The organism is Planomonospora sp. ID91781, assembly GCF_015711595.1.
Lineage (GTDB): Bacteria > Actinomycetota > Actinomycetes > Streptosporangiales > Streptosporangiaceae > Planomonospora > Planomonospora parontospora.
This window is the reverse complement of sequence record NZ_JABTEY010000001.1, coordinates 1001122-1026748: the sequence shown is the minus strand read 5'-3', so window position 1 is coordinate 1026748 and position 25627 is coordinate 1001122. Positions and strand designations below refer to the sequence as shown.

Below are 25627 nucleotides of genomic sequence, written 5' to 3'. Positions count from 1 at the left end.
TCCCGGCCTCATCGGGCACGCCAACCACATCGTCCGGTGGGCCGGGGCTGAGGAACGAAGCCCTGGACCTTCGATCGCCCCCAGCCGGCTACGGCGGCCAGCCACCGACAGTCGATCGTGAGGGCCGTCCCCGTACGACGCGCTTTGCGACCAAATCGCGTTGGCAGGCAGCCCGGATCACAGCCGTCCAGTACGTTCCCCACCCAGGCTTCAGGGAGCCACAGCCTTCGGACCAGAGTGCGGCGATGCCGAACGGATTCCCCTATAGGGCTAAGGCAGGACGAGGACCGCTGATCGGATCTAACGTTCCCGCTTCAGCCGAGCGAAGCGCTCGTCTGGCCAGAAAGTGTCCCCCAGCATCAATTGATCGAAGCGGACGCAGACGGCGCCGGTACTACATTCGTAGATCTTGATTCGTTTGACTGCGTCACGGAATGTGGTTGGTCCATCGTCAGTACGTGACGTGCGCTCTGACCTACGATCTCATCGTGTCCTGGGATGCGGAACTGACCGCGCTGACCACGCGCATCGCCGGCCCCCTGTTCACCCGGCCCGAACCCCGCCAGGCCTTCGCCGACCTGGTGCGCGCCCTGCTGGCCGACGTACCCCGCAAGAACTCCTGGCAGCTGGCCGACCACATCGGCCACCCCACCGCCCACCGCTTCGAGCACCTGCTGGACCGCGCGAAATGGGACGTCGACGCCTTGCGCGACGAGGTCCGCTCTCACGCGATCGCGCATCTGGGCCGCGCCGACGGCGTGCTGATCGCCGACGACACGGCCGCGATCAAGAAGGGCGAAATGTCCGTCGGCGTGACCGGCCAGTACTGCGGCCTGACCGGCCAGGCGGAGAACTGCCAGGTCATGCCCATGCTCACCTACGCCTCCGCCGCCGGGCACGCCTTCGTCAACCGGCGCCTGTACCTCCCCGAGTCCTGGACCGGTGATCCGCAGCGGCGGGCACGGGCCGGGGTGCCCGAGCACGTCGCCTTCCGCACCAAACCCCAACTGGTGATCGACATGCTCACCGAGGAACTCGCGGCCGGCACCCCGTTCCGCTACCTATGCGCCGACTCCGACTCCGGCTACGGCCGCGACCCGCACCTGCGCGCCTTCTGCCACGAACGGGCGATCTCCTACGTGATGGCGGTCCCCACCGACCTGCCCCTGGTCGCCGTCCGAGGTGGCGTCGAGCCGGTCGGGCACGTGCTGGACCGCATCCTGGCCCTCGGCCGGGCCGGGATCTGGGAGCGCCGCTCGTGCGGGACCGGCACCAAGGGCCTGCGCGTCTACGACTGGACCGCGGTGTCCGCCGCCGTGGCCGGGCAGGCGCCCGCGCCCGGCCACGCGCACACGCTGCTGATCCGCCGCTCCGTCAGCGCCCCGACGGAGGTGGAGTTCTTCCTGGCCCACGCCCCGACCGGCACCCCGGTCACCGAGCTGATCGACGCGGCCGGGATGCGCTGGAAGATCGAGGAGAACAACGAGCACGGCAAGGACCTGCTCGGCCTGACCTCCTACCAGGTCCGCAAGTGGACCCCGTGGCACCGGCACGTCACCATCGCCATGCTCGCGCTGGCATTCCTGGCCGTCACGCGCGCCGCCCTGCCCGCCGACGCCGACAAGACCGCCGGCAAGGGAAAAGACCACCTGCTCCTGGAGGCGCCGGCGGGCTGAGGCTCGTACGGCTCTCACTCGCCGAGATCCGCCGCGTCCTGGCCCGGCTGCTCATCCCGGCGGCCAACGCCGTCGATCACGTCCTGGCCTGGTCACACTTCCGACGGCTCCACCAGACACGCGCTCTGATCAGCCATTACCGGCGACGCGGTGACCCACTCCCACCGGACCTACGAATGTAGTACCGGGATCGAGTTCCTGTTCTTCCTCGCTCCGCTGATCAGCGGAGTCGTCATGTTCGTGACGATCTACCTGGCCGTATGGGCCGCGCTGGCCACCCACGACCGCCGCAAGGCACGCCGACTCCGGCAGATGCCTTCACCGGACGGAGGGATTCGTCACCACTGCACCTGCTGCGGCCCGGCCTGAGACCCCGTGTCCGAAACCGAGAAGCGGGGCGGGCAACGCAGCAGGAGGATCGGCTTCGAGACCGGGATGTGGGTGTTCGTCTTCGGGCCGTTCTTCGTCACCCATGGCGCTCACGACGTGATCACCCATGACGGCTGGATGGAGTACGTCTTCGGCCCCGTCTTCCTCATCTTCGGGGCCACCTCCTGGTGGAGACACGCGAAGATCGCCTGGAGGCACGTGAAAAACTCCAGTCACCGCCCGGTCTGACCTGTCCGAACGCGGCCGGTTCCATCCCACGGATATCCCACGACCAGCGACATGCGGCGGCTCAGAGCGACACACGACTGCACACCCCGGAAACGATCAACGGCGCCCGACCCAAGGGAAGTCCCTGGTCAGGCGCCGTTTCTCAAGGTCAGCGGAGAGCGTGGGATTCGAACCCACGAGGACCGTCACCGGCCCTAGCGGTTTTCAAGACCGCCGCCATCGTCCACTAGGCGAGCTCTCCTCACCGGCCCGTCCGACGGACGCGCCGAATTGCACCTTAGTCTCTCACGGCCCCGCCCCGCTGGCGTCTCGTCCGGATCACCGTACGAGACGCCGGCGGGTGAGACGCCGCCGGAGCGGATCGCACGACCAGCAGGCCTCAGGACTGCGGGGCGGCGAAGCCGTCGCCCACCGAGGCCGCCAGGCGGAGGTAGGCGTCACGGGTGGCGGGCTGGAGCCTTTCGAGGTCGATCTCGGCGCCCTCTTCGAGGTGGGGGTCGTAGGGGACCCGGATGACCGCGCGGCAGCGGGCGGCGAAGTGGGCTTCCAGGCGGTCGAGGTCGACGGTGGACTTCGACCGCGGCCGGACGCTGCACAGCACCACCGTGGCGGAGCGGACGAGGTCCTCGTAGTGGTGGGCCTCCAGCCAGTCGAGGGTGGCCGAGGCCGCCCTGGCGCCGTCCACGGACGGGGAGCTGACCAGGACGAGCTGGTCGGCCAGGCCGAGGACGCCGGACATCGCCGAGTGGAGCAGACCGGTGCCGCAGTCGGTGATGCAGATCGAGTAGAAGTTCTCCAGGACCTGAGCCACCGCCTGGTAGTCGGACGCGCTGAAGGCCTCCGACACCGACGGGTCGCGGTCGGAGGCGAGGATCTCCAGGCGCGACGGGGCCTGCGAGGTGAAGGCCCGGATGTCGACGTAACGCTTGATCTGGCCGCGTTCGTTCAGCAGGTCGCGGACGGTGGCCGCCGTCTCCAGCTCCAGCTTGTCCGACAGGGTGCCGCGGTCCGGGTTGGCGTCGACCGCGATCACCCGGTCGCCGCGGGCCTGGGCGAGGGTGGCGCCGAGGCCGACCGTGGTCGTCGTCTTGCCGACACCGCCCTTCAGGCTGAGTACGGCGACGCGGTGGTGGCCGGTGGCGACGGGGGTCCGGGCACGGGTGATCAGCTCACGGCGGCGGCGGACCTCCGGGGACTCACCCGGCCTGATCAGCCCCGCCGACGCCTTGAAGACCAGCTTCCGCCATCCCCCGGAGGGCCCGTTGCGACGCCCCCGGAGCAGGGACTCCGGGTCCAGGCTGTCGGCCGACGGCCTGGCACCCCCCGCACCCTGCTGCCGGGCCGGGGAACTGAACGCGGGCGGCGGGCTCGGCTGACGACGGCGCGGCTGGTACGGCTCGCGCACCGGCTCGGCCGCCTCCCGGTCGGAGGCGAACCCCCGGTCGGAGGAGGTGAAGGCCGCCGCCTCCCGGTCCGGGGTGAACGCGGTGTCCCCCGCGGCTCTGAACGGCGTGTCCTGAGTGGACGCGGAGGCCCTGTCCCGGTCGGAGGCCCTGTCCCGGTCGGGGGCGAAGGGCGTCCCGCGGCCGGAGACGAACGCGGTGTCGTCGTCGGGTCCCAGGTCCTCCCCGGTCCGGCCGAAGGCCGCGGCGCCGGAGAGTTCGGAGGCGAATCCGCCGGACCCGAAGGGGCGTTCCTGGGTGTCCGGGGCCGTGGAGTCGGAACGGTCGGCGCCGAAGGAACCGGGAGCCTGCAGGGAACCGGAGGAATCGGAAGCCTGGAAGGGGCCGGAATGCTCGGCGGGGAAGGACCCGGAGGACTCGGGCCTGAACGGCTTCATGGGGGTGAGCGGTTCTTCGGCCGGCGTGCCGGGACGGCCGTGGCCCGGGTCGGTGTCCCCCCGGGTGAACCGGTCGCCTTCCGTGTCGGCGCCGCCGAAGGTGAACCGGTCGGAGTCGGAGCCCTCACCGTCGGAATCGAGGCGCCGGGTCTCGGACTCGCCGCCGTCGAAGGCCGGCCGGTCGGATTCGTCGTCTCCGCTGAAATCGAGACGACCGCTCTCGGACGACCCGCCGCCGAACCCGAAACGCCCGGTCTCGGACGACCCGCCACCGCCGCCGAAGCCCTCACTCCCGGACGACCCGCCGCCGAACCCGAAACGGCCCGTGTCCGGCTCACCACTGTGGAAACCGAAACGCCCGGTCTCGGACGATCCGCCACCGCCGAAGCCCCCGGTCTCGGACGGCCCACCGCCGAACCCGAAACGACCCGTGTCCGGCTCACCACTGTGGAAACCGAAACGCCCGGTCTCGGATGCGGGCGTCTCCACGGACGCCGTCGAAGAGGACTCGGCCGGCTCGTCGGGGCGCCGGGGCTCCTCGAAGAGACCCCGGGACGGCTCCCGCTCCGGATCGCCGAAGGCACCCGGCGCGTACGTGTCCCCGGGGCCGGAGCCGAGGACCGGGTCGGACTCGGGACGGGGCAGCGGCTTCAGCGGGGCCAGGAAGCCGTCGTTGTCCTCGGGGGAGGGCGCGGGGGGCAGCGTGAAGGAGCCCGCCGCCTCGGCCGCCTCGGTCCACTCCGCGGCGTCCGCCTCCTCGGCCGACCGGCCCGCCGGGGCGTCCCCGGCCTTCGACGCCGTGTCGGCGGCAGAGGAGGCCGAGGGAGCGTGGTCCGGATCGGCGGCGGTGCGGAACAGCGGCGACGAGACCGCGTCGGTCTCCGCGGGCACCAGGCTCCACGGGTCCTGCGGGTACGGCGAAATGACGGCGTCGTCCATCGTGGCGGTGACCTGCGCGGTCACCACGACGGGCGGCGCCTCCTCCTGCTCCTTGATCGCATCGAGCCAGGCGAGCTGTTCCTCGAGAGATTCCTCACGATCGTGTCTTGCCACCGTGTTCCCCCTCGGGATGGGCTAAAGGGGCAGCAAACACATTGAAGATTAACGCCCCGTGTTCTCTCCGATGCAGGCAACCACCGAGTTGGCTCTCCCGGTAGCGTGAGTTACATGCACGCCATCGTGATCGACAAACCTGGTGGACCGGAAGTCCTCGCCTGGCGGCAGGTTCCGGACCCCCGACCGGAACGGGGCGATGTCATCATCGACGTGGCCGCCTCCGCGGTCAACCGCGCTGACGTCCTGCAACGGCAGGGACTCTACTCCCCTCCTCCCGGCGCCTCGCCGTATCCCGGGCTGGAGTGCTCCGGAGTCGTCGCCGAGGTCGGACCGGACGTCGAGGCGTTCAGGCCGGGCGATCGGGTGTGCGCGCTGCTGACCGGCGGCGGATACGCCGAGCGGGTGGCGGTTCCGTGGCAGCAGGTCATGCGCGTCCCGGAAGGGGTCGACCTGGTCGAGGCGGCCGGGCTGCCCGAGGTGGCGTGCACGGTCTGGTCCAACGTCTTCATGACCGCGCGCCTCCGCAAGGGCGAGACGCTCCTCGTCCACGGCGGCGCCAGCGGGATCGGCACGCTCGCCGTACAGCTCGCGAAGGCGTTCGGCTCGCACGTCGTCGTCACCGCCGGTTCGGCGGAGAAGATCGCCCGCTGCCTGGAGCTCGGCGCGGACGAGGGGATCGACTACCGCGAGGAGGACTTCTCGGAGAAGGTCCGGGCCGACGTGATCCTCGACATCATCGGCGGCGGATATCTCGCGGGGAACGTCAGGGCCCTCAAGACCGGCGGCCGGCTCGTGGTGATCGGGATGCAGGGCGGGACCCGGGGCGAGCTCGACCTGGGAGCGCTGCTCACCAAGCGGGCCTCGGTGCACGGCACCACGCTGCGGGCCCGGCCGGTCGACGAGAAGGGCGTCATCGTGCGCGGCGTCGTGGACAACGTCTGGCCGTTGCTCGACGCCGGCGCGATCCGCCCGGTGGTGCACGCCCGGGTGCCGATGAGCGACGCCGCCGAGGCCCACCGGCTCCTGGAGTCCGGAGAGCACGTCGGGAAAATCCTGCTAGTAGGTTGAGACTATGAACGCTGAGGAGAGCACTCCGCACGTGGTCGTCGTGGGTTCCCAGGGCCTCCAGCCCAAGGAGGACGGCAACGACGAGCGGTCGATCACCGATCTGGTCGAGCAGCCTGCCAAGGTGATGCGCATCGGCAGCATGATCCGCCAGCTCCTCGAGGAGGTCCGCGCGGCTCCTCTGGACGAGGCGAGCCGCAAGCGGCTCAAGGAGATCCACCAGAGCTCCATCAAGGAGCTCGAGGACGGCCTGGCCCCGGAGCTGGTCGAGGAGCTCGAACGGCTGTCGCTTCCGTTCACCGAGGAGAACGGCGCCCCGCCGAGCGACGCGGAGCTCAGGGTCGCCCACGCGCAGCTGGTCGGCTGGCTGGAAGGCCTGTTCCACGGGATCCAGACCACGCTGTTCGCGCAGCAGATGGCCGCCCGCGCCCAGCTGGAGAACATGCGCCGGGCGCTGCCCGGTGGCGCCGGGCTCCACCAGGACGGTCCCCACCAGGCCAGTTCCGGCCCCTACCTGTGACCACCGCTCCGATCTGATCCCCGCACGGCACGCGGTCCGCCCGGCGTACCGGGAGCAGGCCGCGCGCCGTGCGGGACCACCGGAAGCGCGACCACCGGAAGCGGGGCTACCGGAAGATGTCCTCCAGGACTCGCGCGACCCCGTCCTCGTCGTTGGCGGACGCCACGTGGTCGACCGCGGCCAGGACCGTGGGATGGGCGTTGGCGACGGCGTAGGAGGTCCCGGCCCACCGCAGCATCGGCAGGTCGTTGGGCATGTCCCCGAAGGCGACCACCTCCGCGGGCCCGATGCCCTGCGTCTCCGCCAGCTCGGCGAGCGCCGAGGCCTTCGTCACCCCGTGCGCGCTCATCTCGATCAGGGCCCGGCCGCTGGAGTGGGTGGGCGTGACCCGGTCGCCGACCAGCCCGCAGACCGCCTCGTGGAGGAGGTCCGGGTCCATCCCGGGGTGCAGGGCCAGGAGTTTGGCGCACGGCCGCGAGGTGAGGGTGTCCGCGGCGACGGACAGCCCGCCGACCGCCTTCCGGTCCCACCCGCCGAGACGGAAGTCCGACTCGTGGGCGAACCCACCCTCGTATTCCACGGAGAACGACAGGTCAGGCACCTTTTCCCGGAGCCGCCCGACGACCTCTTCCAGCACGTCTGGCTGGATTAGGCGTGATTTTACGATTTCCTCGGTGTGGAGGTCGTAGACCAGGGCACCGTTCGCACATATGGCCAGGCCTCTGTGTCGTACGGCCCCCGCCACGGTGTGCATCCAGCGTGGCGGGCGGCCGGTCACGAAGACCAGGGTGGCGCCCGCCTCCTCCACCAGGGCGAACGCTGCGGCGGTGCGGGGCGAGACGGTGCCGTCGGAGCGGAGGGCGGTGCCGTCGAGGTCGGTGGCGACGAGCCGGGGTCTTCCCATAACAGATCCCAGTCTGCACGGTGCGCCCCGGCGCGCCAGCGCCGGGACCGTCCGGGAGAGGAATCTTCCTGATCGCGGGAACACCCACAGGCGGGATGGTGTTAGATATGATGGCGTTGTATTAGCTGATCCCGTAGTGCATAACCAGAACTTGCAAGTCTGAGCCACCCGGGGCCCCGCTGTACGACACACTGGGGTTCACGAGGTGTGAATCCCAAAGTTTCAAATCCTGAGGGAGAGCTTTAATGGCTCAGGGAACCGTCAAGTGGTTCAACGCTGAAAAGGGCTTCGGCTTCATCGCACCGGACGGCGGTGCGCCGGACGTGTTCGTTCACTTCTCCGAGATCGTCGGCAACGGCTACCGGAGCCTCGAGGACGGCCAGCGGGTCGAGTTCGAGATCACGCAGGGTCAGAAGGGCCCGCAGGCCTCCCAGGTCCGCGCCATCTGACTCGGCAGGCCGTCTGAACCACACAATCAGACCTAGACAGCACTAGATCCCGCTCCGGGGTCCCGTCTCATTCCAGTGGCGGGTTCCCCGGAGCGGGAGGTGGAGGCGAGGCTCGCCCTGGGCGGGCCTCGCCTTCGTGCTTCCCGGGCCCTCCCCCCGCGCCCTCGGACCTCCCCGCGTCGCACACGTCCTCAGGCCTCCCGCCCTCGGACACGTCTCCCGACGCCGAACACGCCCTCGGACACGGCGGGACGCTGCACCGGGCACGCCGTACGGCAAGCCCGCCCGGAAGGGAGGGGACCGGTCCCGGAAAGGAGGTGAGGACCCGGCGGAGCCGGGTCCTCACCGGTGAGGACCCGGCGGAGCCGGATCCTCACCGGTGAGGCCTCGCCGGCGGACCTACTTGGCCGGCTCCAGGACGTCGAGGCCGACGTGGGGGCGCAGCGCCTCGGGGATCACGACCGAGCCGTCGGCCTGCTGGTGGTTCTCCAGGATGGCGACGATCCAGCGGGTGGTGGCCAGGGTGCCGTTCAGGGTCGCGGCGTGCTGTGGCCTGCCCCCGGAGTCGCGGAAGCGCACCCCCAGGCGGCGGGCCTGGAAGTCGGTGCAGTTGGAGGTCGAGGTCAGCTCTCGGTAGCGGCCCTGGGTGGGGATCCAGGCCTCGCAGTCGAACTTGCGGGCGGCCGAGGTGCCGAGGTCGCCCGCGGCCGTGTCGATGACGCGGTAGGGCACCTCGATCTTGGCGAGCATCTCCTTCTCCCAGGCGAGCAGGCGCAGGTGCTCCTCCCGCGCCTCCTCCGGGCGGCAGTAGGAGAACATCTCGACCTTGTCGAACTGGTGGACGCGGATGATGCCCCGGGTGTCCTTGCCGTAGGAGCCGGCCTCCCGGCGGAAGCACGACGACCAGCCGGCGTAGCGCAGCGGCAGCTCGCCCGCGTCGAGGATCTCGTCGGCGTGGTAGGCCGCCAGCGGCACCTCCGACGTGCCGACCAGGTAGAGGTCGTCGTCGGGCAGGCGGTAGATCTCCTTGTCGTGGGCCACGTGGAAGCCGGTGCCCTGCATCGCCTCGGGCTTCACCAGGACGGGCGTGATCATCGGGACGAACCCGGCCTCGACCGCCTGCTGCATGGCCATGTTGAGCAGCCCCAGCTGGAGGCGGGCGCCGACGCCCTTGAGGAAGAAGAACCGCGAGCCCGAGACCTTGGCGCCGCGCTCCATGTCGATGGCGCCGAGCAGCTCGCCCAGCTCCAGGTGGTCTCTGGGCTCGAAGTCGAACGTGCGCCGCTCGCCGACCTCCTCCAGCACGACGTAGTCGTCCTCGCCGCCGTGCGGGGCGTCCTGGTCGACGATGTTCGGCACCGTCTGCAGGACCGCGTCGAGCTCGCCTGCCAGCTTCTCGGCCTCGGCCTCCAGGGACTTGACCTGCGCGGCGAGGTCCTTGGCGCGGCTCAGCAGCTCCGCCTTCTCCTCGCCGGAGGCCTTGGACACCAGCTTGCCCATGTTCTTCTGCTCGGCGCGCAGCGACTCGAACGACGCCAGCGCGGAGCGGCGGCGCCCGTCGAGGTCGAGCAGCGTGTCGACGACAGAGTCGTCCTCACCGCGGGCACGCTGCGACGCCCGTAGCCGGTCGGGATCCTCACGAAGGGTACGCAGGTCAATCACAGACCCAGGCTACAGATGAGCGGTTCGGGCCCGCACACGGATAAGGAGTGTCCAGCGGGTCTTTCGACACAGGGAAGGCCCCCGGAAGGCCCGGGAAGGCCCCCGGAGGGCGCGGGCCCGCTAGACCTGCCCGCCCCTGATCCTGGACAGCCAGCCCGACGCCTCGTCGAAGTCGGCGTCGGCCGTACCGCGCCTGATCTGCGGTGCGAGGCCGTCGGCGCGCGGGTAGCTGCCGAGGAAGCGCACGCCTTCGCAGACCCGGTGGAGGCCGGAGACCGCCTCGCCGACCCGGGCGTCGGCGATGTGGCCCTCGAAGTCGAAGTGGAAGAAGTAGCGGCCGATGCCGTCGCCGGTGGGCCGCGACTCGATCCGGGTCAGGTTGACCCCGCGCACGGAGAACTCCGTCAGCATCTCCAGCAGCGCGCCCGGGTGGTCGTCGGAGAGGAAGGCCACCAGGGAGGTGCGGTCGGAGCCGGTGGGGGCGGGCGGCGGGGCGGGCCGGGAGAGCCGGACGAACCGGGTCACGGTGTCGGAGCGGTCGCCGATCCCCCCGGCGAGCTCGACCAGGCCGTAGTGCTCCCCGGCGATGCGCGCGGCGATGGCCGCGTCGTACGGCGAGCCGGGCAGCGCGACCTCCTGGGCCGCGCCGGCGGTGGACGGGGCGGAGACGGCCACTGCGTCGGGCAGCTCGCGGGCGATGTAGCCGCGGCACTGGGTGAGGGCCGCCGGATGGGAGATGACCCGCTTGATGTCGCCGATCTCCTTGCCGGGCCTGGCCAGGAGGGAGAACTCGACGGGCAGCAGCAGCTCGGCGGTGATGAGCAGCGGCTCGCTCCGGGCGAGCTCGTCCAGGGTGGTCGCGATGCCGCCCTCGATGGAGTTCTCCAGCGGGACGACGGCGCCGTCCGCCTCGCCCCGCCGGGCGGCGTCGAGCGCCGCGCTGACGTTGGCGCTCGGCAGGCGCTCGGCTTCCGGCGCCAGGATCCGCAGGGCCTCCTCGGCGAAGGTGCCCTCGGGGCCCAGGTAGGCGAGTTTCAGCATGCCTCCAGGCTATCCGGCGGCCGTCCGGAACCGTGCGGAGAATTCCACATCCGACGCCTGAAAAGTACGGAAAGTCACGCGCCGCCCCGGCAGCCAGGACCCCAGCAGCCAGACCAGGACCAGCGCGCCGAGCCCGAAGGCGTTCTGCACCAGCTTGCCCAGCACCGGGCTGAGCACCGGGATCTCCGCCGCCTTCAGCGCCACCCCCCACCAGGGGATCGGCACCACGTAGTAGAGCCAGACCCCTGCCGCCGCCCGGACCCGGACCGGGTCCCGCCCGTCGCCGGCGATCGCGCCGAGCACCACGACGACCCAGGCCAGGTGGTGGATCCAGGCCACCGGCGAGAGCAGCACGGCCATCAGGCCGGTCAGGGCGACGGCGGTCATCGCGTCGCCGTCCAGCAGCGCCGCACGCGCCCGGCGGAAGCCGTACCAGCCGACCGCCGCCACGAGCGCCAGCCAGAGCAGGCTCGTCAGCGCGTCGGGCAGGTAGAGCCGGATGAGCATGCCGCGCATCGACTGGTTGGTGGTCGCCGCGTTGGAGCCGAGCCGCTCGGGGTCGAGCAGCGCGCGGAACCAGAAGTCGGCGGCGTCGGCCGGGATCACCGCGAACGGCAGCAGGGTCAGCAGCCCGGCGGTGAACGCGGCCATGAAGAGGGCCCGGCGCTGCTCGGGACGGGCCCCCGGGCCGAAGCCGGTGACCAGCAGGTAGATCAGGAAGACGCCGGGGGTGAGCTTGACCGCGGTGGCCAGGCCGATGAGCATGCCGCGCGGCCAGGCCGGCCGCCGCGCCGCGCAGTCGGCCAGGCAGAGCGCGACCAGCAGGATGTCCACCTGGCCGAACCGGACCTGGTCCCTGATCGGCATCAGGTAGGTGCAGGCGACCGTCAGGAACGCGAACGCCAGCGGCGTCCAGAGCGACCGCGGCGGCGTCCACCGGGCCCCGGCGGGAGGCCGGGCGCGGTCGAGACGCTCCCAGACGGCGCGGAAGCCGTACCGGACGGCGACCATGAGCGTGGCGAAGATCCCGGCCGTCCAGCCCCACTGCGCCGCCGTCCACGACATCGCCGCCAGCGGCGTGGCCAGCAGCGCCGCGATCGGCGGGTAGGTGAACGGGAGCAGCTGCGGCGCGGGCGTGGCGAAGTCGTAGACCGGCCGTCCGGCCAGCACCATCTCCCCGCCGGTACGGTAAACGTCCAGATCGACCAGACGCTGGTCGTCGACGTTGCCCAGCCAGTGGAGCACCAGCGGGGCCGCCGCCAGCGCGATGAGCGCCGGCACCGGCAGCCACGCCCGGATGGGCCGCCTGATCTCGGTCGCCTCGTCGGTCCTCACGACCAGGCAGGCTACCGTGACGCGGGAACCGGCCGTCGACGGACGGGAACTGAGGGGGAGACCGGATGGGCCCAGCACGCGGACGCCGCACACCGCACCGGAACGCTCCGGAGCACGCCCGCCGGACCCCGGCGCCGGGCGCCCTCGGCGCCGCCGCGGTCCGGGCGGCCCGCCTGGCGCTCCTGCTCGTCACCGCCGCGCTCCTCGCCCTGCCGGGAACCGCTACGGCCGCCACCCCCGCCGCCCCGCCGGGAGCGGGGACGGCCGGCGCCCCCGCCGCCCCGCCGGGAACCGCTACGGCCGCCGGCCTGCCCCCCCTCCCGGGAGCGGGGACGGCCGGCGCCTCCGCCGGGGACGGACGGCCCGCCCGGGTCGTGGTCGTCGGGGTGCCGGGGCTGCTCTGGAGCGATCTGGACCCGGTGCGGACGCCGAACCTGTGGCGGCTGACCGGCTCCGGCGGGGCGGCTTCGCTGTCCACCCGGGCCAACCCGCCCAAGGGACGGGGCTTCATCTGCCCGGTGGAGGGCTGGCTGACGGCCTCGGCGGGGCAGCGGGCTGGCACGTCCGCCCCGGGCTGCTCCCCGCCTCCGGTCCCGCAGGTCTCCGGCGAGGGCGCCGGCGTGCCGGGCTGGGCGCAACTGGTCGCCTTCAACGCGGACACCTCCTACAAGCCGGTGCTCGGTCAGCTCGGGCAGCTCGTCACCGATGCCGGAGGGAGGGTGGCGGCGGCCGGACCGGGGGCCGCTCTCGGGGCCGCTGACAAATCCGGAAAAGTAGCCAAATACGCGGAGACGGTGGAGCGGCTGGGTGAGCTGACCCCGTACCGGCTCGTCGTCGTCGAGGCCGGAGACCTCACCCGCGCCTGGCTCGAGGACGGCAGCGGCAGCGGCAGCGGCAGCGGGACCGCCACCGGGACGGACGGCGGGACCGGCGCGGCCGGTGACGCCGCCGGCACCGGCGACGGCACCGATCGCGACGTGCCCGCCGCGCCGCCGGACGAGGTCAGGCGCGAGGCCGTGGCCGGGATCGACCGCCAGGTCGGCGCCGTCCTCGACCGCCTCCCCCCGGACTCCACGCTCCTGCTCGGCGGCCTGTCCGACGCCTCCGACGTGGCCCACCTGCACGTGGCGATCGCCTCCGGCCCGTCGCCGGACGGCTCGCCGTACCCCCGCGGCTACCTCACCGCCGCCTCCACCCGCCAGAACGGCCTGGTCACCACCACCGACCTGACCGCCACCGCGATCGCCCTGCTGGGGCTGGAGACGCCGAAGACGGTCGTCGGCCGCCCCTGGACCGGCGGGGACCCCGCCCCGGGCGCCGGAGCCTCCGGAGGCGCCGCAGACACCCCAGGAGACGCCCCGGGGGACGCCACCGCGGCCGTCGTGGCGGACCTGGCCCGCGAGAACCTGGCCAGCCGGGTGGTGAACCGGGTCCGCGGCCCGTTCTTCGGCGGCTTCGTGGCCGTGCAGATCCTCTTCTACCTGCTGGCCGCCGCCGCGATCCGCCGGGGCTGGGGCGGCGCGCGGGCGCTGACCGCGGTCCGGGCCGTCGCCGCGGTCAGCGGGTCGATCGCGGTCGCCACCTTCCTCGCCCAGCTGGTGCCCTGGTGGGCCTTCCCGGTCCCGATGGCCGGGGTGGTGCTGACCATCCTCGGCATCGCCTGCGCCGTCGCCGCGCTCGCGTTCGCCGGGCCCTGGCGGTCGCACGTGCTGGGCCCGCTCGCCGTGGTCGCCGGGATCACCTCGCTCACCCTGCTGGCCGACGTGATGACCGGCTCGACGCTCCAGGTCAACGCCGTCACCGGGTACGAGCCGGTGGCCGGCGGGCGCTTCTACGGGTTCGGCAACATCGCCTTCGCCGTCTACTCCGCCGGGACGATCCTGGCCCTGGCCGGAATCGCCCAGTGGCTGACGTCCCGGGGACGTCGCGGGCTCACCCTGGCGGTCTGCGCGCTGTACGGCGGGCTGGCGGTCTTCGCGGACGGCTGGCCGGGCTGGGGGGCCGACTTCGGCGGGGTCCCGGCGTTCCTGACCGGGCTGGCCGTCTTCCTGATCCTGCTCTCCGGCCGCCGGGTCTCGGCCGTCCGGCTCGGCCTGGTCGGACTGGCCGGGATCGGCCTGATCACCGCGATCGCGGTCGCCGACCGGCTCCGCCCCGCCGGGCAGCGCACCCACCTCGGCGCGTTCGTCCAGCAGGTGCTGGACGGCGAGGCCGGGACGGTGATCGCCCGCAAGTTCACCGCGATGGTCGGGGTCACGGTCGGCAACTGGTCGCTGACCCTGCTCACGCTGGTCGCGCTGGCCTTCCTCTTCCTGGTGCTGGACCGCCCCTCCCGCTGGGGCGCCCCCGCGCTGGGACGGGCCTACGCCCTCGCCCCGGCGCTGCGGGCCGGGCTGATCGGCGCGCTGACGTGCGCGCTCATCGGGTTCCTGATGAACGACTCCGGCATCGCCATCCCGGCCATGGCCCTCACGGTCGCGGTGCCGCTCACGCTGGCCGCCTGCGTGCGCGCGCTCCGGCTCGCGCCGCCCACCACAGCAGAGCGGCCGTCAGAGCAAGCAGGGACCACGGCACCACCTGCTGCCTGACGACGGTCTTCAGCCAGAGCAGGTCGTCGGGGCGGAGCGCCTCCCGGGCCGGGAGGTAGCCGAGCGAGAGGATCGCCGTCCTGGCCACCACGAACCCCTCCAGGGCCGGCCAGGCGGGCGCCGCGGCCAGCAGCGCGAAGGCCAGGCCGTCGTACCAGGGCAGCGCGTACGGCGCGGCGAACAGCCAGGCCACGACGATCACCGCCGCCACCAGCGGGGCCGGGGCCTCCGGCGGAACCGGCCGCCGGACCGGCGCCGAGGTCGACGGCGGGACCGGAGGGGTCGAGGTCGACGGCGACGGCGGGACCGGAGGGGTCGGGGGAAGAAGCCGGCCGCCCGCAGGGACCGCGCCGCCCGGGCCGATCGGGCCGCCCGGCACGGCCCGGAACACCAGCCAGGCCAGGGCCGCCAGCAGGAGCACCGACCCGGCCTGGATCCAGACCGCGTACGCGCCCGGCCCGAACAGCGACTGGAGGGCGAGCTTCACCGGCTGCCACGGGGTGCCGAGGGAGACCTTCCGGCTGGCCGCGCCCACCTGGTCGAGCACGTGCGGCCCGGCGATCCCGTAGACCGCCGCCACCGTGGCCGTCGCCGTACCGGCGACCAGGACGAGCCTGCCGGGCCGGCGGCGCAGCTCCCAGGCGGGCCCGAGCGCGACCAGCCCGGCGTTGAGCTTGACCCCGATCCCCAGCCCCAGCAGTACCCCCGACGTCGCGCCCCCGGCCGCGCCCCGCAGGGACGAGAAGGCGAACAGGGCGGCGGCCATGCAGGCCACGGCCATGGTGTCGACGTGCATCCCGGCGGACAGGTGGTAGATCATCAGCGGGTTGGCCGTCCAGAGCAGCGCCGCCCGCCGCTGGAGGTCCGCGTCGGCGGCGGTCAGGCGGTGCAGCAGCAGCCCGGTCCCGACGAAGGCCGCGGCGTTGAACAGCGCCATCCCGAAGACGGTCAGCCGGACCGAGTCGCCCCCGGCCAGGCTCGCCAGCGCCTGCACCGCCGTCGCGACCGGGCCGTAGACGCTCGTCACCCCGGCCCACTCCTCGACGGCCCCCGCCACCGGGTCACCGGGGAACGCGGCGGGCGCGACGGCGTACGGATCACGGCCCAGCGCGGCCAGCCGTCCGTAGGCGGCGTAGTTCAGGTGGTCGGCCGAGCCCGACGGCGGCAGGAGGGCCAGCAGTGCGGCCACGGCGGATCCGGCCCAGAGCAGCAGCCGCGGATCCGGCCGCCACCGCGACCGCAGGGCCGCGGCCAGGCCGGTCCCGCCCAGCGCGATCGCCGCGGCGGCCAGGGCGATCACCAGGTGGCCGCCCGGCCCGGCGTTCAGGGAGTACGGCGGGTGCCAGGAGGGGCCGGGCAGGCCCGGCGCCATGGCCGAGGGCCCCAGCAGGCCGATCAGGACGGTCAGCCCGGCCGAGAGCCCGATCGCCACCGGGGCGAACACGCCCAGAGCGTCACGCGCGCCGTGCCGTACGGGTCCGCCGGCCACCGCCGTGTCCTGAGTCACCCGCAAATTCCAGCACACCCGCCGCGGTGCCCGCGGCGGGGCTCAGACGTGCAGCGCCCTGCGGGCCAGGAGGGCGCGGGCGACGTCGCGGAACTGCCGGGTCCGGTGGAGCTGGGCCCGCCAGTCGGTGCCGGTGGCGCGGTGGGACATCTCCACCTCGACCTCGCGGACCCGGAAGCCCCGGCGGAGCAGGTCGATCGTGAGGCCCGTCTCCACGCCGAAACCGCGCGCCAGCGGCCGGGCCGCCTCGAAGGCGGCCCGGGTCAGGCAGCGCTGGCCGTTGAGCGGCTGGGTGGGCGTCCAGCCGGTGGCGCGCTCGATGCCGTCACGCGCGAGCCGGACCACGAACCCGTGGCCCCCCAGCTTGACCCGGGTGACGAAGACGGCGATGGTCATGTCCGCCTCACCCGCCGCGACCGGCTCGATCAGGGGCACGGCCGTGTGCGCGGTCTCCCCCAGGTCGGCGTCCAGGAACAGCAGGTGCCGCGGAGGCCCGCCCCGCTCCTCGTCGAACAGCCGCACGACCTCCGCGCCGCTCTCCATCGCGGCGGCCTTGCCCCGGTTGCGGCTGTGCCGTACGACGCGGGCTCCGGCGGCCCTGGCCACCCTGCCGGTCCGGTCGGCCGAGCCGTCGTCCACGACGACGACCAGGTCCACCCCGGGCAGCGCCCGGGCGGCGGCCACGGTGGCACCGATCCGGTCGGCCTCGTCCTTGGCCGGGATGATCACTGCTGTGCCGGTCATGCCGCCCTCTTCCGCAGGTCGCCTCGTCCGCCGGTCGCCGCGTGCGCGCGGCCCTCCGTCCCGGGCCCCGCGAGGCGGCTCACGCCTTGGGCTCGGCCGCCAGCAGTTCCTCGGGCACCGCCTCGTGGACGGTGAACACCGAATCGAGACCGGTGACCTGAAGAATCTTACGGACGGCGGGGCGCGGCCCGGCCATCTCCAGGACCCCTCCCTGCTCGCGCAGCCGTTTGAGCGCGGACAACAGGACGTTCATGCCGGTGGAGTCGCAGAACTCCACGCCGGACATGTCGACGACCATGAAGGCGGCGGCGCTCTCGTCCAGCAGCCGATCGAGCTCGGACTGCAGGCGAGGCGCGGTATATAGGTCGATTTCTCCGACAATGGTCACAATTGTGTGGCCACCATGAGATCGAGTTGAGACTTTTAGCTCCACAGCGGGCACACTAGCGGCGCCGGAGCCCCGGGTCACGTTCTACGGCCCAAGGGGGTGTCCTGTTCAAGGTTTTGCCTGCCGGGGCTATCGGTCCCGGCCCTTTGTCGCCCGTTCTCCCCTCACGCGAACCCTCGGTGCGCGAAGCTTGACAGCGTGCAACACCGGCTCGGCCGGAAAGGGGGGAGGCCCGGAACCTCCCGACCGTCGCTGCACCAAGTCGACGACGGACGACGAGTAGAAACGGGCCCAGTAGCTTCGATGAACAACGATCTTCCTGAGGATCCCCAGCGCCAACTGCTCCGCACGCGCCTGGAGTCCACCATCACGCGCGCCACCAGGTCCACCTCGTGGCAGGACGCGACCCACTCCCTCCGCGGTCTGGTGAACCGCGAGGGCTTCGTCCCCATCCGGACCCGCCTCACGAGCGACGACCTCGACTTCCTGGAGGGAGCACGCCAGGAACTGCTCGACTTCGCCGAACTCGGGATCCGGCTCCTGGACCTGCACCAGCCCCGGGACGCGGGCGGCATCACCAGCGACGCGGCGCATCCGATCCTGCGCTGCCGGAGCTGCATGTGGCGCTGGCCGTGCCCGACCTTCCGGGCGATGTCGGAGAGCTTCGGCGCACTGCGGGACCCCCTCTCCCGCGAGCCCGCCGAACCGGCTCCCGACGGCGCCTCCCTCTCCGACGAGGTCCAGGTGACCCTCATGGTCCCGGCCCAGTCGGAGGGCCAGGCCGCCCTGTCGGCGGTGCCCCGGAGAGTCGTCGGAGACATACCGGTCTGACCGCGGCGGTCTCACTTCGACAGGGGGAGGCGGATCTCGAAGCGGCAGCCGGGCCCGGCGTTGACGACGCCGATGGCACCCTCGTGGGCCTCCACGATGCCTCTGGCGATCGCCAGGCCGAGCCCGGCGCCCGCGCCGTCCCCCCGCGGGCTCCGGGCCGCCTCCCCGCGGAAGGCCACGTCGAAGACCCGGGGCAGGTCCTCCGCCGGGATCCCGCCGCAGCGGTCGGTCACCGACAGGCGGGCCAGCCCGCCCTCCGCAGTCGCGCGGACCGAGACCGTGCCGCCGGCCGGGGTGTGCCGGATCGCGTTGGCCACCAGGTTGCACAGGGCCCGGGAGAGCTCCCCCGCGTCCGCCTGGACGGGCACCACCGGGTCCACGGAGCCCGCCAGCCGCACCCCCTTGGCCCGGGCCAGCGGCTCCACCCCGGCCAGCGCGTCGGCGACCAGGTCACCGAGGCCGATCCGGCGGCGGGACAGGCGCAGCGCGCCCGCATGGATCCTGGACAGCTCGAACAGGTCGTCGACCATCCCGGAGAGGCGGTCCGCCTCCAGCCGGATCCGGGCGTGGTAGCGGTTCACCGTCTCCGGGTCGGAGACCACGCCGTCCTCCAGCGCCTCGGCCATGGCGCGCATCCCGGCCAGCGGGGTGCGCAGATCGTGACTGACCCAGGCGACGAGCTCACGGCGGGCGCCCTCCAGCGCGCGCTCGCGCTCGCGGCCGAGACGGATCCGCCGGTAGGCCTCGTCGAGGGCGGCGGCGATCGTGCCGAGCTCGGCCGGGAGACCGCGGGGCGGGGTGAACTCCCCCGAGTCGGGCACGTCGTGCACGGCGGCGACGAGCCTGCGGCTGGCGGCCACGACGCGTCGGCCGAGCACCGCCGCCACGCCCAGGCCGGCCAGGCCCCCGATGACGACCACGCTGAGCACGATGTCCCGGGAGCCGCCCTCGATGATCATCCTCATGGTGATCGCCGCGACGCCCGCCACCGTCACCACGACGGGGACCGCGGCGAGCACCGCGAGCATCGTCCCGATCGACCGCTCACGGAGCAGGTGCATGGCGCCCAGCCCGGCGAGCGCGACCGGCAGGCCGAGGCCGGCGGTGACCGCGGCGATCTCCACGATCTCGGGGATCACGCCGGCTCCGCGGGCTCGTAGCGGTAGCCCACGCCCCAGACGGTGACGATGCGGCTGGGCACGGTCGGGTCCGGCTCGATCTTCTCGCGGAGGCGGCGGACGTGGACGGTCACCGTGGAGGAGTCGCCGAACGACCAGCCCCAGACCTGGTCGAGCAGGGTGGACCGGCTGAACGCCTGGCGGGGGTTGCGCATCAGGTGGGCCAGGAGATCGAACTCGCGGGCGGTCAGCGTGACCTGCTCGCCGCCGAGCCGTACCTCGTGCGCGCCCACGTCGACCACCAGGTCGCCGTCCCGCAGCACGCCCGTGCCCGTCGGCATCGACGCGCCGCGCGCCCGCCGCAGCACCGACTGGACGCGCAACGCCAGCTCGCGGGGGCTGAACGGCTTGGTGACGTAGTCGTCGGCGCCGGTCTCCAGGCCGGCGACCCGGTCGATCTCCTCGCCCAGCGCGGTCAGCATGATCACCGGGACCGGCCGGCGCTCCCTGAGCTTCCTGCAGACCGTCAGGCCGTCCAGCTTGGGCAGCATCAGGTCGAGCACGAGCAGGTCGGGCGGGTCCGCCAGCGCCCGCCTGAGCGCCTCGGCACCGTCTCCGACGCACTCGACGCGATGCCCGTCGCGTTCGAGGTAGCGGGCCACGACCTCGGCCACCGTCGGGTCGTCCTCGACCACCAGAATGCGCGCGCTCATGGCCCCACGGTAGGCCCGCGCGTCCTCCTCCGGAGGAAACCGTCACCGGCCCGTAAGACCCCGGCGCGCCCGCGTTATGCGCCATCGTTATGCGGCCCGCCCCGCACCGGGCCGATCTCCGGCGTACGGTGGACCCATGGGTCGTATCGTGATGGCAGTCCTGGGCGTCCTCCTCGCGCTCTACGTGGTGTTCGGGCTCGTGCTGCCCGCCCTGTTCGGGCTGTTCAAGCTCCTGCTGGTGCTGGCCTTCGTGGCCTTCGTGGTCGTCGCCCTGGTCACGGTCGTCGGCCGGTCCAAGTGACCCGGTCCACCCGGGCGGCCCTGCGGTGAACCCCCTGCTCGTCCTCCAGACGCTGTTCGTCTGGCTGCCCGACGGCGGCGCCCTGACGGTGACCGCCGTGGCCGGGCTGGGCGTGCTCCTCCTCGCGTGGGCGCTGCGCACGGCGCCCTCCGCCGCCGCGTCCCGGCCGGGCCTCCGTCCGCCGGGGCGGGGCCGCGCCGCACCACCGGTCTTCGTACGGCAGTGCGATCCCGGCGCGCCCGGACGCTCCCGTCCGCGAGCGCCCTCCGCGGGCCCGGCGCCCGCGTGACCCCCTGAGAGAGCACCCTCCCCCGATCCGGGGGAGGGCGATCGCGGGTGCCTTCTGCGCCGACTCCACTCCGTTCAGAAGGGCTCCTCAGTGTTCGATCCCGTCCTCGGCTTCACCGCCGACCTCATCGCCGCGCTCGCCGGCCCGCTGGGCTCCACCGCGCCGGCGATCGTCCTGTTCACCGTCGCCGTCCGGCTCCTGCTGCTCCCGCTCAGCGTCATGCAGGCCAGGGGCGAGCGGGTGCGCAGACGGCTCGCTCCCCGGATCAGGAAGCTGCAGGACCGCCACGGCCGCGACCCCGAGCGGCTCCGGCGGGAAATGGCCGCCCTCTACGCCGCGGAGAACGCCTCACCTCTGGCGGGCTGCCTGCCGGGCCTGGCCCAGTTGCCGTTCTTCGCGGTCATGTACCAGGTCTTCGTCTCGTCGACCATCGCCGGGCAGGCAAACGCGCTGCTCACCCACGGGCTGTTCGGTGTGCCGCTGGGGCAGCAGTTCGCGGGCACGGTGGCCGGGTTCGGACTGATCAGCGGCCCGTCCCTGGTGTTCGCCGGGCTCTTCCTGCTCCTGCTGGCCGTGGCGGTGATCACGTCGCGGCGGATCCGGCGCACGATGGCCGAAGGGGACCAGGAGGTCCAGCCTGCGGCCCTGCGCGGGCTGATGCCGCTGCTCCCGTTCGGGACGCTCCTGGCGGCGGCCGTGCTGCCGCTCGCGGCGGGGATCTACCTGCTCGTCACGACGGCCTGGACGGCGGGGGAGAGGGCGGTGCTGTACCGGGCTTCTCCCTCCCCCGCCTGATTCAGATGCACTCCCGGACGGCGGGTGAGGGAACGGCGGCATGACCGTTGCTCACCGTGTCGGCGGTCGCGACGGCCGCCCACACGGTGGTGACGTCCCCTTCGTGTCTGACCCCCCAGTTCTCGGCCAGGTATTCGACGATGCCGAGCCCCCGGCCCCCCAGCGAGGAGAGCGCGGCTCTCCCCGCGCGGGGTTCGGTGGCCGAACCGCCGTCACTCACAGCTACCTCGACATATCCGTCAGTGCACTGCCATGCCACTTTGATCTGCCCGGACGGCAGGGGGTGCGCATGCCGGAGCGCGTTACTCAGCAGCTCGCTCACCACCAGCACGGCGTCATCTATCACGGTCTCGTAGACGCCCCATTCCTGCAGGTCAGAGCTGAGGTACTGACGTGCGACGGCGACGCTGGACGGTGCATACGGCAACAAGACGACGCTCGACGGACCCACCTCCCCCTATCCCTGTTCCCCCCTGAGGAGCACACCCCAGTACGACCGAAATGCCCCGTTAGATAGTCATAGAAACCGCAGACCGGTTACAGCTTGTGCACGCTCGACAATAGATCGGCGCTTCCATTGCCGCCTCGTTACCGCCCCGGCGTGTCCCTGCCGGTAACGGGAGCCGGGCGTGTCGGAGCCCGCCGGGGCGGACCCGGCCTGGCGAGCCGTCCGATACGCTGCCGTGACCACGCGCCTGGACGGGAGAGGGTGGGACATGTCATCCGGGTCATCCGGCGATCTCGACGCACTGCTGCGGGTGACCTCGCCCACCTACGTGGGGGACCGGCATCCCGACGTCGCGTTCGGCGTCCACGAGGGCCCGGTGGGGCGGCTGATCCTCGCCGTGTCCGGCCGGGGCGTGGCGGCCTGCAGCTACGAGGACGAGAACGTCGTCTTCGAGCGCGTCGCCCGGGGCGTCAGCTCGTTCATCGGGCCCGACCCGCGGCGGCTCGACCCCGTCCGCCGGGAGCTGGACGCCTACTTCTCCGGCCGGCTGCGCGCCTTCACCACCACGGTCGACCTCCAGCTCGCCACGCCGTTCGCCAGGACCGTGCTGCAGATGATGCTCGCCGTGCCGTACGGGACGGTGACCACCTACCGGGAGATCGCCGGGCGGATCGGCCGGCCGCGGGCGCTGCGCGCGGTCGGCAACGCGCTCGGCGCCAACCCGGTGTGCGTGATCGTGCCCTGCCACCGGGTGGTCGAGAGCGAGGACGTGCTGGGCGGCTACGCCGGCGGCACGACCGCCAAGGAGCGGCTGCTCCGCATCGAGGGACGCCACCGCCCCCGGTAGCCCTCCGGAGATCCCGCGCCGTCCTCCAGCGGCGGTCCGTCAGCGGCGGTCCGTCAGCCGGCCGCGGAGGGCGCCGACGGCCAGGGTCACCAGGACGGGGACGATGAACGCGGCGAGGGAGGCGCTCATCCACGGCTGCGGGACGAGCCCGACCAGGTCCCGCGCGCCCGTCCAGAACGCCTTCCACCAGGCCAGTTCCGGTGCCGTCGGCAGCGCCGCCAGCATCCACCAGGCCGCGAAGCCGAGCACCCACGGCAGGACCATGAGCCAGCGCGAGGGCGCGGTCTCCGAGGTGTCCCAGCGGTCCCTGCCGCCGAGCAGGAAGTAGTCCACCGCGAGGACGGCGAACATCGGGACGAAGACCGCTCCGATCAGGCCCAGGAAGGCGGTGTAGGTGTCGGCGCTGACGAAGATCGCGAGCAGGGTGACCAGCGCGCCGGTGCCCGCCGAGATGATCCGGCGGTCCAGCCGGGGCAGCAGGTTCTGCAGGGACATCGCGGTGGAGTAGACGTTCACGAACGACTGGTCGGTCTCGCGCAGCACCAGGATGCCGAAGAAGAGCCAGCCGAGCGGGGCCGCCACGAACGGGTCCCAGACCTTGTCCGGGTCGTTGCCCACCAGTGCCAGAGCGGCCACGCCCAGGGTCAGGCAGGCCACCTGGGCGACGGTGTAGCCGCCCACCACGCCGGTGAAGGCGGCCCTGCCGGAGCGGGAGAAGCGGGCGAAGTCCGCGGCGACCGGGACCCACGAGACCGAGAGCGCGATCACGTAGTCGACGGAGGGGGCGAACGCCTCCCAGGTACCCGCACCGATCGCCGGATCCCTGCTGAAGAGCGCGTAGGCGAACCAGACCGTCGAGACGACCACGCCGGCGGTGACGAAGCGGCGCAGCAGGCGGACCGCGCCCAGCGGCCGGATGGTCAGCGCGGTGGTGATCACCCCGCCGAGGACCACCCAGACGGCGTAGGGCACCTCGGCACCGAACGATCCGGCGATGGCCTGGGCGCCCTGGGCGATGACCCAGAGCTCGAAGGCCCCCCAGCCGAGCATCTGGACGATGTTCAGCACGGTCGGCACGTAAGACAGCCGCGCACCGAACAGGCCCCGCAGCAGCACCATGGCCGGGGCGCCGGTCTGCTGGCCCGGGATGGCGGCCAGCGCCACCATCGCGGTGCCGATGAGGCTGCCGACGACCGCGGCCGCCACGGCCGCCAGGAAGCTCAGCGGCCGGTCGCCGAGCGGATCGATCAGCGCGATCGCACCGGAGAACCCGAGCAGGCTGACGCCCAGGTTGGCCCAGAGCGCACCCTGGTCGAGCACTCCCAGGGCCCTGGGCGGGGCCTCGTCGAGGGTGAGAGGGGCCTCCGCGTGCTTCGCGGCCACCCCGGAACCGGCGACGTCGGACGTCATCACGCGCTCCCTACGCCGGCATTACCCGGACAGGTTCATGCGGTCGGCGGCGCGTGGGAGGGCCTTCTCCGGCCCTCCGCGTGGTCCCGCCCTCTCAGCCCGGCTCCGCCCGAGCTCCCGCGGTAGATATTCCGTCCCGGATTATGCCATCCGCACCGTTCAGCGCAAGAGCCCGGGTCCGGCGGCCCGGCCCAGCCCGTTCCCGCCCGACTCGACCTCACCCGCTCCCGCCCGGCCTCACCCGCCCGGTCCCCGCTCACCCGGTCCCATCCGCTCCCGCGCCCTTCAAGCCGCGGACGGGTCCCGACCGTCCCGCCCCTTCAGGCCACGAACGGGTTCTGGCCGGTCTCGCTCACCATCGGACGGCCCGCGAAGGCCCAGGACTGCATGCCGCCCCCGACGTTGACCGCGTCCCGGCCCAGGTGGTTGAGCCAGGCCGCGGCGTGCGCGGAGCGCCCGCCCACCCGGCAGACCACGTAGACGGGGACGTCGCCGGGGACCTCCTCCACGCGCGCCTGCAGCTCCCCCAGCGGGATGTGCACGGCCGTGGGCGCGTGCCCCGCCCGCCACTCGTCGTGCTCGCGCACGTCCAGCAGGAACGCCTCATCGGGTACGGCCTGCACTTCGACCTCAGGAACATTCATGGCCCCATGATGCCCGCTCGGCGGACCACCCCGTCCGCCTCCGGCCGGAATCCCCGCCGCAGGTCAGGGCACGTCCCAGAAGGCGAGCTCGTGGGCCATCCCCGCGGTGAACAGCTCCCTGGCCCGCCGCGGGTCGGGCGCCGCCTCGTCGATCATCACGGCGATGCGCCCGGTCAGCTCCGCGAAGCCGGGGTGGGCGTAGGTGTCGACCCAGGCGCGGTAGCGCGGCTCGGCGGGCGGGTTCTCGGCCAGGATCCGGCCCAGCGTCGAGTAGCCCCACATGCAGGGGTAGAGCGCCGCCAGCCCTTCGGCGTAGGAGGCGGCCGACTCCAGCAGGAACGCGGTGTAGGCCGCGCACGCCGGCCCCTTGCGCGCCCCTTCCAGGTCGGCCCCGAACTCCGCGGACAGGGAGCGGTGCAGGTCCAGCTCCTCGTGGAAGGTGGCGTGGGCCAGGTCCACCAGGTCGCCGAGGTGCCCGTCCGGGGCCTGCCAGGCCAGCCGGGAGAACACCCGGACGTAGTCCAGCAGGAAGAGGTAGTCCTGCTCCAGCCACGACCGGAACACCGGCTCGGCCAGGTCGCCCCGGGCGATCCCGGTCACCGTCGGATGGGCGAGCTGCGCGTCGAGCAGGGGGCGGCCGATGGCGTGGAGTTCCTCAGAGATGCTCATAGGCCGGGGATTGTCGCAGAGACCGCCTTCCCTCCAGGACCGGGGTACGGCGCACGACACCGGGCCGGGGTACCGCGCACGACACCGGGCCGGGGCGCGGTGTCCTCCGCCCGGACGGCCCCGGTAACCGCCGGCCGCGGCCCCATCCGTGGCGCAGCCTCCTTCGGCC

At 72.8% G+C, this 25627-nt stretch carries 26 protein-coding genes, 1 tRNA gene and 1 riboswitch; of the genes, 12 read left to right on the top strand and 15 right to left on the bottom strand.

Going from position 1 to position 25627, the window contains the following annotated elements:
- Positions 1 to 488: 488 nt before the first annotated feature.
- The 3 genes from HS048_RS04735 to HS048_RS04725 all read left to right on the top strand — a co-directional run bounded on the left by HS048_RS04735 (position 489) and on the right by HS048_RS04725 (position 2294).
- Positions 489 to 1676 carry an IS701 family transposase gene (locus HS048_RS04735; protein ID WP_307832368.1) on the top strand — a complete coding sequence of 396 codons (1188 nt, stop codon included), beginning with the start codon at positions 489 to 491 and terminating at the stop codon, positions 1674 to 1676.
- Positions 1677 to 1826: 150 nt separating this feature from the next.
- Positions 1827 to 2045, top strand: a complete 219-nt coding sequence (locus HS048_RS04730) for a hypothetical protein (RefSeq protein ID WP_196466247.1) — start codon at positions 1827 to 1829, stop codon at positions 2043 to 2045.
- Between the two features lie 6 nt (positions 2046 to 2051).
- Positions 2052 to 2294, top strand: coding sequence for a hypothetical protein (locus HS048_RS04725; protein WP_196466246.1), 243 nt, complete (start codon positions 2052 to 2054; stop codon positions 2292 to 2294).
- A 152-nt stretch (positions 2295 to 2446) separates the two neighbouring features.
- On the opposite strand, the gene HS048_RS04720 is transcribed toward HS048_RS04725, so the two are convergent.
- Together HS048_RS04720 and HS048_RS38690 are read right to left on the bottom strand one after the other, a co-directional pair.
- Positions 2447 to 2535: transfer RNA gene (locus HS048_RS04720), tRNA-Ser, on the bottom strand.
- A 138-nt stretch (positions 2536 to 2673) separates the two neighbouring features.
- Entirely contained in the window at positions 2674 to 5187 is a 2514-nt protein-coding gene (locus tag HS048_RS38690) for a MinD/ParA family protein (protein WP_307832367.1), read from the bottom strand.
- A 114-nt stretch (positions 5188 to 5301) separates the two neighbouring features.
- On the opposite strand from HS048_RS38690, the gene HS048_RS04710 reads away from it, so the two are divergent.
- Together HS048_RS04710 and HS048_RS04705 are read left to right on the top strand one after the other, a co-directional pair.
- Positions 5302 to 6258, top strand: a complete 957-nt coding sequence (locus HS048_RS04710; protein ID WP_068900084.1) for an NAD(P)H-quinone oxidoreductase — start codon at positions 5302 to 5304, stop codon at positions 6256 to 6258.
- A gap of 4 nt (positions 6259 to 6262) precedes the next feature.
- Positions 6263 to 6775: a bacterial proteasome activator family protein gene (locus tag HS048_RS04705; RefSeq protein WP_068900086.1), complete on the top strand. Its 513-nt coding sequence runs from the start codon at positions 6263 to 6265 to the stop codon at positions 6773 to 6775.
- 106 nt (positions 6776 to 6881) lie between these two features.
- Here the strand turns inward: HS048_RS04705 and HS048_RS04700 are convergent, their stop codons facing one another.
- A complete protein-coding gene (locus HS048_RS04700; RefSeq protein ID WP_196466245.1) occupies positions 6882 to 7679 on the bottom strand; it encodes an HAD family hydrolase in 798 nt (265 codons plus the stop codon).
- A gap of 245 nt (positions 7680 to 7924) precedes the next feature.
- Between HS048_RS04700 and HS048_RS04695 the strand changes: the two genes are divergently transcribed.
- The gene (locus HS048_RS04695; RefSeq protein WP_043619750.1) at positions 7925 to 8128 is read left to right on the top strand and encodes a cold-shock protein; all 204 of its coding nucleotides are present in this window, start codon (positions 7925 to 7927) and stop codon (positions 8126 to 8128) included.
- A gap of 399 nt (positions 8129 to 8527) precedes the next feature.
- Here the strand turns inward: HS048_RS04695 and serS are convergent, their stop codons facing one another.
- The 3 genes from serS to HS048_RS04680 all read right to left on the bottom strand — a co-directional run bounded on the left by serS (position 8528) and on the right by HS048_RS04680 (position 12166).
- On the bottom strand, positions 8528 to 9790 hold the full coding sequence (gene serS, locus HS048_RS04690; protein ID WP_068900093.1) for a serine--tRNA ligase: 1263 nt from the start codon (positions 9788 to 9790) through the stop codon (positions 8528 to 8530).
- A gap of 120 nt (positions 9791 to 9910) precedes the next feature.
- Positions 9911 to 10831 (bottom strand): prephenate dehydratase, encoded by a 921-nt coding sequence (pheA, locus tag HS048_RS04685; protein ID WP_196466244.1) that lies wholly within the window; start codon positions 10829 to 10831, stop codon positions 9911 to 9913.
- A gap of 9 nt (positions 10832 to 10840) precedes the next feature.
- Entirely contained in the window at positions 10841 to 12166 is a 1326-nt protein-coding gene (locus HS048_RS04680) for a glycosyltransferase 87 family protein (protein WP_307832366.1), read from the bottom strand.
- A 65-nt stretch (positions 12167 to 12231) separates the two neighbouring features.
- On the opposite strand from HS048_RS04680, the gene HS048_RS04675 reads away from it, so the two are divergent.
- Positions 12232 to 14754 carry a hypothetical protein gene (locus HS048_RS04675; protein ID WP_196466243.1) on the top strand — a complete coding sequence of 841 codons (2523 nt, stop codon included), beginning with the start codon at positions 12232 to 12234 and terminating at the stop codon, positions 14752 to 14754.
- Here HS048_RS04675 and HS048_RS04670 read toward each other — a convergent pair.
- The 3 genes from HS048_RS04670 to HS048_RS04660 form a co-directional block, all read right to left on the bottom strand.
- Positions 14654 to 16261: a hypothetical protein gene (locus HS048_RS04670; protein ID WP_196466242.1), complete on the bottom strand. Its 1608-nt coding sequence runs from the start codon at positions 16259 to 16261 to the stop codon at positions 14654 to 14656. The genes HS048_RS04675 and HS048_RS04670 overlap by 101 nt on opposite strands.
- Before the next feature lie 42 nt (positions 16262 to 16303).
- Positions 16304 to 17005, bottom strand: coding sequence for a glycosyltransferase (locus HS048_RS04665; protein ID WP_068900103.1), 702 nt, complete (start codon positions 17003 to 17005; stop codon positions 16304 to 16306).
- A gap of 79 nt (positions 17006 to 17084) precedes the next feature.
- Positions 17085 to 17438: an STAS domain-containing protein gene (locus HS048_RS04660; RefSeq protein ID WP_191894560.1), complete on the bottom strand. Its 354-nt coding sequence runs from the start codon at positions 17436 to 17438 to the stop codon at positions 17085 to 17087.
- Positions 17439 to 17696: 258 nt separating this feature from the next.
- Here HS048_RS04660 and HS048_RS04655 point away from each other — a divergent pair, with 258 nt between their 5' ends.
- Positions 17697 to 18224 carry a hypothetical protein gene (locus HS048_RS04655; protein ID WP_230880729.1) on the top strand — a complete coding sequence of 176 codons (528 nt, stop codon included), beginning with the start codon at positions 17697 to 17699 and terminating at the stop codon, positions 18222 to 18224.
- Positions 18225 to 18235: 11 nt separating this feature from the next.
- Here the strand turns inward: HS048_RS04655 and HS048_RS04650 are convergent, their stop codons facing one another.
- Positions 18236 to 19363 carry a sensor histidine kinase KdpD gene (locus HS048_RS04650; protein WP_196466241.1) on the bottom strand — a complete coding sequence of 376 codons (1128 nt, stop codon included), beginning with the start codon at positions 19361 to 19363 and terminating at the stop codon, positions 18236 to 18238.
- Positions 19360 to 20055, bottom strand: a complete 696-nt coding sequence (locus HS048_RS04645; protein ID WP_196466240.1) for a response regulator transcription factor — start codon at positions 20053 to 20055, stop codon at positions 19360 to 19362. Before HS048_RS04645 ends, HS048_RS04650 begins: the two co-directional genes overlap by 4 nt.
- A gap of 136 nt (positions 20056 to 20191) precedes the next feature.
- Between HS048_RS04645 and HS048_RS04640 the strand changes: the two genes are divergently transcribed.
- The 3 genes from HS048_RS04640 (at position 20192) to HS048_RS04630 (ending at position 21440) form a co-directional block, all read left to right on the top strand.
- Positions 20192 to 20356 carry a hypothetical protein gene (locus HS048_RS04640; protein ID WP_157237496.1) on the top strand — a complete coding sequence of 55 codons (165 nt, stop codon included), beginning with the start codon at positions 20192 to 20194 and terminating at the stop codon, positions 20354 to 20356.
- Positions 20357 to 20381: 25 nt separating this feature from the next.
- Positions 20382 to 20645 (top strand): DUF6412 domain-containing protein, encoded by a 264-nt coding sequence (locus HS048_RS04635; RefSeq protein WP_068900112.1) that lies wholly within the window; start codon positions 20382 to 20384, stop codon positions 20643 to 20645.
- A gap of 90 nt (positions 20646 to 20735) precedes the next feature.
- Positions 20736 to 21440, top strand: coding sequence for a membrane protein insertase YidC (locus HS048_RS04630; RefSeq protein WP_196466239.1), 705 nt, complete (start codon positions 20736 to 20738; stop codon positions 21438 to 21440).
- Between the two features lies 1 nt (position 21441).
- Here the strand turns inward: HS048_RS04630 and HS048_RS04625 are convergent, their stop codons facing one another.
- A complete protein-coding gene (locus HS048_RS04625; RefSeq protein WP_230880728.1) occupies positions 21442 to 21867 on the bottom strand; it encodes an ATP-binding protein in 426 nt (141 codons plus the stop codon).
- Between the two features lie 289 nt (positions 21868 to 22156).
- Between HS048_RS04625 and HS048_RS04620 the strand changes: the two genes are divergently transcribed.
- Entirely contained in the window at positions 22157 to 22735 is a 579-nt protein-coding gene (locus HS048_RS04620) for a methylated-DNA--[protein]-cysteine S-methyltransferase (protein ID WP_196466238.1), read from the top strand.
- A 39-nt stretch (positions 22736 to 22774) separates the two neighbouring features.
- Here the strand turns inward: HS048_RS04620 and HS048_RS04615 are convergent, their stop codons facing one another.
- The 3 genes from HS048_RS04615 to HS048_RS04605 all read right to left on the bottom strand — a co-directional run bounded on the left by HS048_RS04615 (position 22775) and on the right by HS048_RS04605 (position 25458).
- The gene (locus HS048_RS04615; RefSeq protein ID WP_196466237.1) at positions 22775 to 24145 is read right to left on the bottom strand and encodes a cytosine permease; all 1371 of its coding nucleotides are present in this window, start codon (positions 24143 to 24145) and stop codon (positions 22775 to 22777) included.
- Positions 24136 to 24276: riboswitch (TPP riboswitch) on the bottom strand. It overlaps the preceding gene by 10 nt.
- A gap of 189 nt (positions 24277 to 24465) precedes the next feature.
- A complete protein-coding gene (locus HS048_RS04610; RefSeq protein WP_068900122.1) occupies positions 24466 to 24789 on the bottom strand; it encodes a rhodanese-like domain-containing protein in 324 nt (107 codons plus the stop codon).
- A gap of 63 nt (positions 24790 to 24852) precedes the next feature.
- Positions 24853 to 25458 carry a TenA family protein gene (locus HS048_RS04605; protein WP_196466236.1) on the bottom strand — a complete coding sequence of 202 codons (606 nt, stop codon included), beginning with the start codon at positions 25456 to 25458 and terminating at the stop codon, positions 24853 to 24855.
- Positions 25459 to 25627: the final 169 nt, after the last annotated feature.